The organism is Vibrio sp. Sgm 5 (assembly GCF_026241575.1).
Taxonomy (GTDB): Bacteria; Pseudomonadota; Gammaproteobacteria; order Enterobacterales; family Vibrionaceae; genus Vibrio; species Vibrio jasicida.
On record NZ_JAPHPY010000051.1, the window covers coordinates 25,619 to 37,088 of the forward strand.

An 11,470-nucleotide genomic window follows, 5' to 3' on the forward strand; every position below is an offset into this window, starting at 1 on the left:
CGGAGAATCCCTGATTGGTTGAGGCTGTGTAACGGCAAACCCTTGTACTCTTAGGTCAAAAATTTAGCACATAAGAGATATTAACTCTTATTTGGATGCTAATAACAACCTTTGCACGAAGAAAATTCTCTGGGTGCTAATGACACTGGCACACAGGAATTTCGGAGCGAGAGTAGAGATGGATAAGCTATTAGTTACGGGCATAGATATCGGCCATAACAGCCTCAAAGCCGTGGTACTTAAACCCAATGGCAACAGTTATGCCTTACTGGGTTACAAAGAAATAATACTTAAAGAAGGTATTGTCGCTGAAAATAACACCATAAATCATCAAGAAATTGTAAAGACCCTAAAAGAGATGAAAAAAGACCTCCCTTTTAGGGCTAATCGAGTCGCGATTTCAGTTCCTGACAATGCTGTGATCAGCAAAAAACTGCAAATCGAACAAAGTTTAGAAGAAAGTGAAAAAGAGTTTGCCGTCGTACAGGCTTTTTCTCATCAATCGCCGTTCCCTGTAGAAGAGCTTAGTCTTGATTTTGTATTAGTGGAATCTGATGAGCAAATGCGTGGGACAGAAAGCTATCAAGTTTTCGCAACACGTAAAGACGTGGTGGAAACCCGCGTAGAAGCATTGCAAAAATCTGGCCTAAAAACCGTGCTGGTGGACGTGCATTCCCAAAGTCTTGGGCATATCTGGAAGTTAACCACGGAACGCTACCCTGACAAAAGCAAATACTGCCTACTGGACATCGGGGTATTAAATAGCTCGTTCACTATGTTTACCGAGCAAGGTGAGTTATTCCATAAAGAGTTTGTGTGTGGCACTCGTGCCGCTAGTGGCCTTTTGCACGACAACCCGCTTTCTGATGATGCTCAAGTCATGACAGAACAATTCAACCGTCAAGTTGTGGATCGCGTGAAACGTCAAATGCAACTCTATACCTCTATTAATGGTTCTCAAGATATTAAAGGTATTTGGCTCTCCGGTGAGGGGGCGTCCACCCCAATGTTAGCTGAAGAGCTCTCCAGTCAACTGGCGCTCGAATGTGAGTTGCTTAACCCACTGGGCTTATTTGAAATGAAAGTTTCTAAGCGCAAGCGCCGCGCCGCAGATTGGCAGCACTTCACTACCGCTGCGGGTTTGGCAGTTCGTGGTATCCAGTGGCTGGGAGGTCATCATGCTCTATCACATTAACCTGCTCCCTTGGCGTGAAAATCAGCGTGAAGAACACCGCCGCCGTTTTGTCGGTTTGATTGTGCTTGGTGTTATTGCGGCGCTGGGTGTGCAGTGGGGAATCGGTAAATACTACCAGTATCAACAAGATCAGCAGCAACAGCGTTTGGACTACTTAGCACACTATATATCCCAGTTGGATAAACGCATTGAGGCAATGAAGATTGCAGAACAAGAGCACGGCAAAATCCTAGAGCGTTTGAAAACGGTGGAAGGTTTACAAAACGGACGTAACAAAACCACTGAGTTTATGAACTTGATGCCGTCGGTGATTCCGGATGGCGTCTACGTCGACAAAATCAAAATGAACGATTTTGAGATTGAAATCTCTGGTATTTCAGACAGCACACCACGTTTGGCGACGATGTTAGACAATATGGAACGCTCTGCGAAGTTACTTGATGTAGAGATGCATTCTATCGTTCATGGTAAAGCGCGTTTTGGTAAAGAGTTCCAAACGTTCAAAGTCTCTTTCATGTTTAAAGAAGCGGAAGGAGAGCAACGTGGTTAATTGGCAAGATCTTGATATGGATGAAATTGCTGAGTGGCCAGTGCTGCCTCAGTTAGTGGTCATCTTATTAATGGTGCTTTTAATCCAAGGTTTTGGGTATTGGTTTTACTTAAAGCCCGAAGAGGAGCGCTTGAATACGTTGATTCAAGAAGAGCAAACCTTGAAAGTCGCGTTGCGCATCAAAGCTAACAAAGTTGCGGCCTTACCCCAGCTACAATCTCAACTTGATGAGTTAACCACGCGCTACGAGTTGTTGCTTCAGCAATTACCTGCGCAAAAAGAACTGGCAACTATGTTGGCCTCAGTCAACGAACTCGGTATTGATAACAAACTGACTTTTACTCGGATTGACTGGGGTAAAAAACAATCTGAACACTTCCTTTATCGGTTACCGCTCAATATCGAGTTAACGGGAGATTTCCACGACATTGGTCGTTTTTCACAAGCGATAGCGACATTACCTCGCATCATCACATTTAAAGACGTGACTTGGCAGCGTGTCAGCCAAGAAAGTGAGACGTTGCACTTCCGTGTTAAGGCGAATACATACCAGTTCAAACCAGAGGAACAGAAAGATGCGAAATAGTTCTTTGCTGATGGTTTGTATGGTCACGTTGCTAACGGGTTGCCAAGCCAATGATGAGTCGCTTACCGGTTTTATTCGTGATGTAGAAAACCAAGCTCGACGTGACGTCTCCAAGCTCAAGCCTGCCGAAGAATATGTGGTGGTCAATTACGACCCCCAAATCATGCGAGCACCGTTTGAGCTGCCGAAGGAGGCGACCATCGCCACCCAACCGGTTGCCAGAGAAGACTGTTGGCAACCACCTTCAAGGAAGCGAACTGGCAAGTTAGAGCGTTTTCCTCTTGGGCAATTGCGTTTGAAGGGCGTAATGGGAATGGGAAGTAGCGTATCTGGGCTAGTCCAAGCGCCGAATGGCACTGTTTATAAAGTAAAACCGGGCCAATATTTAGGGCGCAACAACGGCAAGGTCACCCATGTATCCCACAACTATTTATTGATTAATGAAACTCTGCCAGACGGTCTGGGTTGTTGGCAAAAACGCAAAGTTAAGTTGGCGTTGAGATAGGCATAGCTGCATTTATTTTTGATATTGAGTAATGATGAAAATGAGACAAGGATTAACACGTATACCAAGGAAGCTAATAGGGCTCTTCTCTTTTTGGTTGTTTTTATTTTTAGCCCCTTTCGTAGTCGCGAACGAAGTTCAGTCTAATGCCTTCAAAAGCATTGATTTCCGTACCAATAAAGATAAAGACGCGGTGATCGTGGTTGAGCTTGCTTCGCCTGCTGCCATTGTGGACATCAAGCGCGTGCAAGAAGGCTTGAGTATCGATTTGCTCAATACGTCAGTTAAAGACGATCAGCTTTATCTTCTTGATGTAAAAGACTTCTCTACCGTAGTGGAAAGTGTCGAGATATTTCGTGATACCTCGACAACGCGCCTCGTGGCTTATATTGATGAAGACTATACCCATGATTACCGTCTGACAGGGCGATACTTGGAAGTTAAAGTGGGCAAGCTCAAGCCGAACGAAAAGGTGCCAGACAAAAGTATTCTGGAAAAAGAAGGCAAGTTGATTTCGATTAACTTCCAAGACATTCCAGTGCGTAACGTTCTGCAACTTATCGCGGATTATAACCAGTTCAACTTAGTTGTTTCTGACTCAGTAGAAGGCAATCTCACATTGCGTCTTGATGGTGTACCTTGGCAGCAAGTACTCGATATCATTCTGCAAGTAAAAGGCTTAGACAAACGCGTGGATGGCAACGTTATTCTGGTCGCTCCAAAAGATGAGCTGGACTTGCGTGAGAAGCAGCAGTTAGAGAAGCAGAAGCTTGAGCAAGAGATGGGAGATCTTTCTTCGGAGGTCATCAAAGTGAACTTTGCGAAAGCCTCTGATATCGCAGAGATGATCAATGGCGAAGGTAATATCAGTATGTTGTCGGACCGCGGCAGTATGACGATTGATGAACGCACCAATTCTCTGCTGATTCGAGAGCTTCCTAGTAACATTGAAGTGATTCGTGAAATCATAGAGTCTCTCGATATTCCAGTGAAACAGGTTCAAATTGAAGCGCGTATCGTTACCATCAATGAAGGTAATATGGACGAGCTGGGTGTTCGTTGGGGCTTTACTTCTATTAATGGTAGTCACACGGTGGGTGGTTCTATCGAGAACAACCTTGCCACTATCGGCCTTTACGATGGCGGCGGTGGTGACGGCGAAGGTGAAGACGGTGGTGGTAGTGTCGGTATCGATGACTTCCTTAACGTCAACTTGGCAGCAACCAGTCCAAATGCAACCAGCCTTGCCTTTCAAGTGGCTAAGCTAGGTTCTGACACCTTGTTGGATTTAGAGCTGTCTGCACTACAACAAGAATCAAAAGCTGAAATCATTTCAAGTCCACGTCTCATTACCACTAACAAAAAACCGGCCTATATAGAGCAAGGTACAGAGATCCCTTATTTAGAGTCGTCATCCAGTGGTGCAACTTCTGTGACCTTTAAAAAAGCCGTGCTTAGTTTGAAGGTGACACCGCAGATTACTCCTGACAACCGTTTGGTGCTGGATTTAAGTGTTACGCAAGATAGACCAGGGCAAGTGGTAAAAACGGGCACTGGTGAGGCGGTAGCGATCGATACTCAACGTATTGGTACTCAAGTGTTAGTGAATAACGGAGAGACTGTCGTACTCGGTGGTATTTTCCAACATAGTATTACCAACTCCGTCGATAAGGTGCCTTTATTAGGTGATTTACCGCTGTTAGGAGCACTTTTCCGCCGAAGTTACGAAAATGTAGGCAAAAGTGAGTTGTTGATTTTTGTTACACCGAAGGTCGTTATTCAGTAAGACAGAATCAGCAAAAAAACGATTAGATCAAAAATAAAGTTGCATTAGTGGCACCATGCTTGGATAATTTCGGGTCTTATCACGAATTATCTGTGAGGAATTGGTGCCACAAGCCTTGTGAAACAGCACTTTGGCTGTGTTTTCTTGTGGCGATCTTATTGAATTAACGTTGTAAATTACCGCTAAATATGGCTGAGAAACGTAATATTTTTCTTGTTGGCCCAATGGGTGCCGGCAAAAGTACAATTGGTAGACATCTAGCACAGCAGCTGCATATGGAGTTCGTGGACTCTGATACAGTGATCGAAGAACGTACCGGTGCAGATATCTCTTGGGTTTTTGATGTAGAAGGTGAAGAAGGCTTCCGTAAGCGTGAAGAAACGGTGCTTGAAGACTTAACTCAAGAGCAAGGCATCGTGCTAGCGACTGGTGGCGGCTCTGTAATGAGCAAAGAAAACCGCAATCGCCTTTCTGCTCGTGGTGTTGTTGTTTACCTAGAAACAACTATCGAAAAGCAACTTGCACGTACAAACCGTGACAAGAAGCGTCCATTACTTCAAACGGACAACCCTCGTGAAGTGTTGGAATCTTTGGCAGGCGAACGTAACCCACTATACGAAGAAGTAGCGGATTACACAGTTCGTACTGACGATCAGAGTGCAAAAGTGGTAGCCAACCAGATCGTAAAAATGCTAGAAGAGAGATAAGCATTTATCTTTTTCAAATTGGAGCACACCGATGGAACGGATTACGGTCAATCTAGCAGAGCGTAGCTACCCAATCTCTATTGGCGCCGGGTTATTTGAGGACCCGGCGTACCTTTCTCAAGTTCTCTCAAATAAAAACGCAAATCAGAAGGTTGTCGTGATCAGTAATGTCACGGTCGCGCCTCTGTACGCGGACCAAATTCTTAGTCAACTAAAGCAGCTTGGTTGTGATGCCTCTTTGCTTGAATTACCCGATGGTGAGCAATACAAAAGCCTAGAAGTATTTAATCAAGTCATGAACTTCCTGCTAGAGGGAAGCTATGCACGTGACGTTATGATTATTGCACTGGGCGGTGGCGTGATCGGTGATTTAGTTGGTTTTGCTTCCGCTTGTTATCAACGTGGGGTGGATTTTATTCAAATCCCGACCACCTTGTTGTCTCAAGTTGATTCTTCAGTTGGTGGTAAAACTGCGGTTAACCATCCGCTGGGCAAAAACATGATTGGCGCTTTCTACCAACCTAAAGCGGTCATCATTGACACCAATTGCTTATCTACACTGCCAGAGCGTGAGTTCGCAGCTGGTATTGCTGAAGTGATCAAGTACGGCATCATTTATGACGGTGCGTTTTTCGATTGGTTAGAAGAGAATCTCGATCGCCTCTATGCCCTTGAAGAAGAAGCACTGACTTACGCGATTGCACGTTGTTGTGAAATTAAAGCGGAAGTCGTTGCTCAAGACGAAAAAGAATCGGGTATCCGAGCGTTGCTCAACTTGGGTCATACTTATGGTCATGCTATTGAAGCTGAGCTAGGTTACGGCAATTGGTTACATGGTGAAGCCGTTTCTTCTGGCACCGTGATGGCTGCGAAAACGTCACATCTTCGTGGGCTTATCACTCAAGAACAGCTTGATCGCATTATTGCGATTCTGCGTCGTGCGAAATTGCCAGTCCACACTCCAGAAAACATGACTTTTGATGATTTTATGACGCACATGATGCGTGATAAAAAAGTGCTTTCAGGTCAGCTTCGTTTAGTTTTACCTACGGGGATTGGTAGTGCAGAAGTCATTGCCGATACTCCTCAAGATGTGATCAAACAAGCTATCGACTTCGGTCGCGATATTTAACCTTGTAATGACGTCTTCGGGCGTCATTCTTGTTGTTTATTAAGGTTATTAGATGAGTTTTGCTCACGTTCTGGAATTGGATTCTCAAACCGAGTTATTGGATCGATTAGGATTGTTAACCAACTTTGGCTCTAATCTTATCGCGATTAATGGCCATGCGGGATATGGCAAATCTTGGTTAGCGCAACGATATCTTGAGCTTGGTGCAAGTAACAAAAATCAATGTTTGCTACTTTGTCATGCCAATCAAGATGATGTTCAACGTCGAATGCTCATCTTGAGCCAGATCGTTTCGGATGCTTTATTTAACCAACAAGATACCTTGATTGACAGTCTTGAAAGAATCTTGGGGAACGAGGCATGCGACATCGCTATTGTTGTCGATGATGCACATCTTCTCAGTGAAACGTTAGTTTCGGAGCTTTGGACGTTAGTACTTGCAGCGCAAGTGAATCCGAAGTGGAAAATAAACATCTTGTTATTCACTCAAGCTGGTCGATTGGAATCATTATTGTCACGTATTAGTTACGGACAAGAGCACAAACCAGTAGAGCTTGATGTAGAAATGCTCTCAGAAGTGGAAGCGCGTCGTTTCTTTGAATCCTTGGTGATTCGGTACGTTGATGATGAATCCGAAAAACGCGTTCGAGATGCATTTAAAAAAGTCGACCCTGTACCGGGCGACATCATGGCGTTAGGAGAAATGAAAGTGGAAAAAAGGATCATTATCCGCTCAATTGTTGGCTCACCACTAAATATCGCATTGGTGGTGCTGGTTCTATTACTGTTAGCAGCGGGTGGGTACTGGTGGATGTTCAATCAACCAAGTGCTGACGATAAAGCTCAGCTGATCACTGGTAGTATTGAACAAACGGCCATTCCAACCTTAACGACCCCAGAATCAAAAGTCAGTGGTGCAGATTCTGCAACCGCGCAAAATGATACCAATGAGCAAGCGGATCTAACTAAGGCAACGGACGATTCTGATTCACTGCCTCCAGCGGTAACGGATGAAGTGGCAAGTGTTGGCTCTGAAGATAAACAGCAACGCGTTGTGATTGAATCTGACGTCGTGGATGCGCTGTTGGAAGGAAAGCCAGAGGAAGCCAATACAGATGACATCAAACAAGTGGTTGAAGAGTCTGTTCCTCAAGCGAAAACTAGCGCTGCTTCGTCATTGATTAATGTGGTTCAAAAAGAGCAGGTTGCATCAACAGAACCGAGCCCTTCCAGCAAGCCGATCGTAAAATTCTCTTTTGCGCGAAAAGAGCTCAAAGCGATTTCGCCAAGAGCGTATACCTTGCAGCTAGCCGCAATGACGTCAATGGAAGATGTGCAAGCTTTTTTGGATGAACACCAACTTAGCCAACAAGTGAGAATCTACCCAACCGTGCGCAGCGGGACGGAATGGTACATTGTGACCTATAAAGATTATCCGACTATCCAACTTGCACGCGATGCGGTGGAAAGTTTGCCAGAATCACTGAAATCGTTGAGTCCTTGGGCAAAATCTTTAGGTCAGGTGCATCGTGAAATTGATCGCGTGAAATAATCCTGAGCTTCGTTGAAAAATATGTTACATTCCGCAGCCTTAATTTTTGGTCGATAGATAGAGCAGTAGATGAAAAAGCAACGAGCCTTTCTTAAGTGGGCAGGAGGAAAATACGGTCTGGTTGAAGACATCCAACGTCATTTGCCACCGGCTCGAAAGCTAGTTGAACCTTTTGTTGGTGCAGGTTCAGTATTTCTAAATACTGATTATGACCAATATCTATTGGCCGACATCAACCCTGATCTGATCAATCTCTACAACTTACTGAAAGAGCATCCTGAAGAGTACATCTCAGAAGCGAAACGCTGGTTTGTTGCTGAGAACAATCGTAAAGAAGCGTATTTAAGTATTCGTGCTGAGTTCAACAACACAGACGATGTGATGTATCGATCACTGGCCTTCTTATACATGAACCGTTTTGGTTTTAATGGCCTTTGTCGCTATAACAAAAAAGGTGGCTTCAACGTGCCTTTTGGCTCATACAAGAAGCCGTACTTTCCAGAAGCTGAAATGGAATTCTTTGCTGAAAAAGCGAAGAAAGCCACTTTCGTTTGTGAAGGTTATCCTGAGACATTCAGTCGAGCACGTAAGGGCAGTGTGGTTTACTGCGATCCACCTTATGCTCCACTATCGAACACGGCAAACTTTACCTCTTACGCTGGAAATGGCTTTACGCTTGATGACCAAGCCGCATTGGCGGACATCGCAGAGAGGGCAGCGACTGAACGCGGCATTCCTGTTTTGATTTCTAACCACGATACGACACTTACGCGTCGCTTGTATCATGGTGCTGATCTGAGCGTTGTTAAAGTTAAGCGTACTATTAGCCGTAATGGCAGCGGCCGAAACAAAGTCGATGAGTTACTGGCTCTTTTTAATGCGCCGAACTCGGATACTTCTGCCTCATAATTCTCACACTATTACGTCTAAGTAGTGGATCTCCCCACTGGCTTCGGTAGAATTGCGCGCAACATTATTTGTTGTTTGCTCGCCACTACTGAGGTCAGGTATGAAAGATTTTCTTATTGCTCCATCCATTTTATCGGCTGATTTTGCTCGTCTCGGTGAAGACGTGGAAAAAGTACTCGCAGCGGGTGCGGATGTGGTGCATTTCGATGTAATGGATAACCACTACGTACCAAACCTGACTTTTGGTGCGCCAATCTGTAAAGCACTTCGTGACTATGGCATCACGGCTCCAATCGATGTTCACCTAATGGTGAAACCCGTAGACCGCATCATTCCAGACTTCGCGAAGGCGGGTGCATCGATGATTACCTTCCACGTTGAAGCATCAGAGCACGTTGATCGTACATTGCAGTTGATCAAAGAACATGGCTGTCAAGCTGGTGTAGTACTTAACCCAGCTACACCGCTGTCACACCTTGAATTCATCATGGATAAAGTTGACCTAATTCTTCTAATGTCAGTAAATCCTGGCTTTGGTGGCCAATCATTCATCCCTCATACGCTGGATAAATTGCGCGCTGTACGTAAGATGATTGATGAGTCTGGCCGTGATATTCGCCTTGAAATTGATGGTGGTGTGAAAGTCGATAATATTCGTGAAATTGCGGAAGCTGGCGCGGACATGTTTGTCGCAGGTTCTGCAATTTTCGGTCAGCCAGACTACAAGCAAGTGATCGACCAAATGCGTGAAGAGCTAGCAAAAGCAAAATAAGCATTGAAGTCTTAAGCTTCCAAGGCTGTCACTTTGCTGGCAGCCTTTGTCGTATCTAGGGCTAGAGCGAAGAAAATATCGTCTGAGTGACGCAAATAATCACTTGCCTATTTTGCTTCCTTTCTGTACTATCCGTCTTCCTTAATTCTCGGTCAATTTTCTTTAGTTCCTTGCTTCCTCTGGACGACCGAGCCAATCGTGGAAGCTAATAATCCGTAAGGAGCAACCAATGCGTCATTACGAAATCGTATTCATGGTGCACCCTGATCAAAGCGAGCAAGTTGCTGGCATGATCGAGCGTTACACTGGTTCAATCACTGAAGCTGGCGGTAAAATCCACCGTTTAGAAGACTGGGGCCGTCGTCAACTGGCTTACCCAATCAACAAGCTTCACAAAGCTCACTACGTTCTAATGAACGTTGAAGCTGACCAAGCTGTAATCGATGAGCTAGAAACTGCTTTCCGTTTCAACGATGCAGTTCTACGTAACATGATCATGCGTACTAAAGCGGCTATCACTGAGCAATCTATCATGCTTAAGCAGAAAGAAGAGCGTGCAGAGCGTGCTCCTCGTCGCGAAGAGCGTGCTGAAGCTAAGCCAGAAGCAGCTGCTGAGTAATATTTCTTATGACCAATCGAATGGAGCTGAGTGGCACCATTGCCAAGCCGCCCATTCGTAGTAAAAGCCCTGGTGGCATTGAACACTGTCGATTTTGGTTAGAGCATCGCTCTACCGTTATCGAAGCTAATCTACCTCGACAAGTATATTGTCGAATGCCGGTAGTGGTTAGTGGGCTTGGGTCACAAGCATTAACTCAGAATTTAGTACAAGGCAGTAACATTAAGGTAGGCGGTTTTGTCGCTTATCAGACCGGCCGAAATGGCGTTGGGAAATTAGTGTTACACGCCGACAACATTACTCAAATTTAAGATCAGGAGATAGCCCATGGCTCGTTTCTTCCGTCGTCGTAAATTCTGCCGTTTCACTGCAGAAGGCGTACAAGAGATTGATTACAAAGACGTAGCAACTCTTAAAAACTACATCACTGAAGCTGGTAAAATCGTACCTAGCCGTATCACTGGTACAAGCGCTAAGTACCAGCGTCAACTAGCTCGCGCTATCAAGCGTTCTCGCTACCTAGCTCTACTACCGTACACTGACAAGCATCAGTAATCGGTTCGTTTTATTAAGAAAGAGGATTAAACAATGCAAGTTATTCTACTTGATAAAATCGGTAACCTAGGTGGTCTTGGCGATACAGTAAACGTTAAGTCTGGCTACGCTCGTAACTTCCTTATCCCTCAAGGTAAAGCAGTTATGGCAACTAAAGGCAACGTTGAAATGTTCGAAGCTCGTCGCGCTGAACTAGAAGCTAAAGTTGCTGAGCAACTAACTGCTGCTGAAGCACGTGCTGAGAAAGTTAACGCTCTAGAAGCAGTTGTTATCGCTTCTAAAGCTGGTGACGAAGGTAAACTGTTCGGTTCTATCGGTACTCGTGACATCGCTGACGCTATCACAGCTGCAGGCGTTGAAGTTGCTAAGAGCGAAGTTCGCCTTCCTGAAGGTGCTCTACGTAACACTGGTGAGTTCGAGATCAGCGTTCAACTTCACTCTGAAGTTTTCGCTACTGCGAACGTACAAGTTGTTGCTGCTGAGTAATTCAGTACCAAGACGAAATATTAAAAAGCACCTCTTTTGAGGTAATGCCAGTCAGTTAAGCTGACTGGCATTTTTCTTTTTCCAGATTGGATACTTTGCTGATTTGTAACGGAGAA

14 protein-coding genes are annotated in these 11,470 nt (G+C 44.9%); all 14 read left to right on the forward strand.

Annotated features, from left to right (window positions below; genetic code table 11):
* The first annotated feature begins 178 nt into the window (after positions 1-178).
* The 14 genes from pilM to rplI all read left to right on the forward strand — a co-directional run bounded on the left by pilM (position 179) and on the right by rplI (position 11,354).
* Positions 179-1,195, forward strand: coding sequence for a type IV pilus biogenesis protein PilM (pilM, locus tag OQJ86_RS21610; RefSeq protein ID WP_038865502.1), 1,017 nt, complete (start codon positions 179-181; stop codon positions 1,193-1,195).
* Entirely contained in the window at positions 1,179-1,745 is a 567-nt protein-coding gene (locus OQJ86_RS21615; RefSeq protein WP_038865500.1) for a PilN domain-containing protein, read from the forward strand. Before pilM ends, OQJ86_RS21615 begins: the two co-directional genes overlap by 17 nt.
* A complete protein-coding gene (locus OQJ86_RS21620) occupies positions 1,738-2,331 on the forward strand; it encodes a type 4a pilus biogenesis protein PilO (RefSeq protein ID WP_038865498.1) in 594 nt (197 codons plus the stop codon). Before OQJ86_RS21615 ends, OQJ86_RS21620 begins: the two co-directional genes overlap by 8 nt.
* Positions 2,321-2,836, forward strand: a complete 516-nt coding sequence (locus tag OQJ86_RS21625; RefSeq protein WP_038865496.1) for a pilus assembly protein PilP — start codon at positions 2,321-2,323, stop codon at positions 2,834-2,836. Before OQJ86_RS21620 ends, OQJ86_RS21625 begins: the two co-directional genes overlap by 11 nt.
* Positions 2,837-2,870: 34 nt before the next feature.
* Complete coding sequence (locus tag OQJ86_RS21630) at positions 2,871-4,622, forward strand: type IV pilus secretin PilQ (protein WP_265990778.1); 1,752 nt, start codon at positions 2,871-2,873, stop codon at positions 4,620-4,622.
* A gap of 188 nt (positions 4,623-4,810) precedes the next feature.
* A complete protein-coding gene (gene aroK, locus OQJ86_RS21635) occupies positions 4,811-5,329 on the forward strand; it encodes a shikimate kinase AroK (RefSeq protein ID WP_038865492.1) in 519 nt (172 codons plus the stop codon).
* Positions 5,330-5,360: 31 nt separating this feature from the next.
* On the forward strand, positions 5,361-6,461 hold the full coding sequence (aroB, locus tag OQJ86_RS21640; protein WP_265990781.1) for a 3-dehydroquinate synthase: 1,101 nt from the start codon (positions 5,361-5,363) through the stop codon (positions 6,459-6,461).
* Positions 6,462-6,513: 52 nt separating this feature from the next.
* The gene (locus OQJ86_RS21645) at positions 6,514-8,013 is read left to right on the forward strand and encodes an SPOR domain-containing protein (RefSeq protein ID WP_265990783.1); all 1,500 of its coding nucleotides are present in this window, start codon (positions 6,514-6,516) and stop codon (positions 8,011-8,013) included.
* Between the two features lie 69 nt (positions 8,014-8,082).
* Positions 8,083-8,922, forward strand: a complete 840-nt coding sequence (locus OQJ86_RS21650) for a Dam family site-specific DNA-(adenine-N6)-methyltransferase (RefSeq protein ID WP_042602609.1) — start codon at positions 8,083-8,085, stop codon at positions 8,920-8,922.
* A 100-nt stretch (positions 8,923-9,022) separates the two neighbouring features.
* Positions 9,023-9,694 carry a ribulose-phosphate 3-epimerase gene (rpe, locus tag OQJ86_RS21655; protein ID WP_038865484.1) on the forward strand — a complete coding sequence of 224 codons (672 nt, stop codon included), beginning with the start codon at positions 9,023-9,025 and terminating at the stop codon, positions 9,692-9,694.
* Positions 9,695-9,923: 229 nt separating this feature from the next.
* Entirely contained in the window at positions 9,924-10,313 is a 390-nt protein-coding gene (rpsF, locus tag OQJ86_RS21660; protein WP_010443890.1) for a 30S ribosomal protein S6, read from the forward strand.
* An 8-nt stretch (positions 10,314-10,321) separates the two neighbouring features.
* On the forward strand, positions 10,322-10,624 hold the full coding sequence (gene priB, locus OQJ86_RS21665; RefSeq protein WP_005438449.1) for a primosomal replication protein N: 303 nt from the start codon (positions 10,322-10,324) through the stop codon (positions 10,622-10,624).
* 16 nt (positions 10,625-10,640) lie between these two features.
* Entirely contained in the window at positions 10,641-10,868 is a 228-nt protein-coding gene (gene rpsR / locus OQJ86_RS21670; protein WP_000090472.1) for a 30S ribosomal protein S18, read from the forward strand.
* 33 nt (positions 10,869-10,901) lie between these two features.
* Positions 10,902-11,354: a 50S ribosomal protein L9 gene (rplI, locus tag OQJ86_RS21675; RefSeq protein ID WP_038865482.1), complete on the forward strand. Its 453-nt coding sequence runs from the start codon at positions 10,902-10,904 to the stop codon at positions 11,352-11,354.
* Positions 11,355-11,470 lie beyond the last annotated feature (116 nt).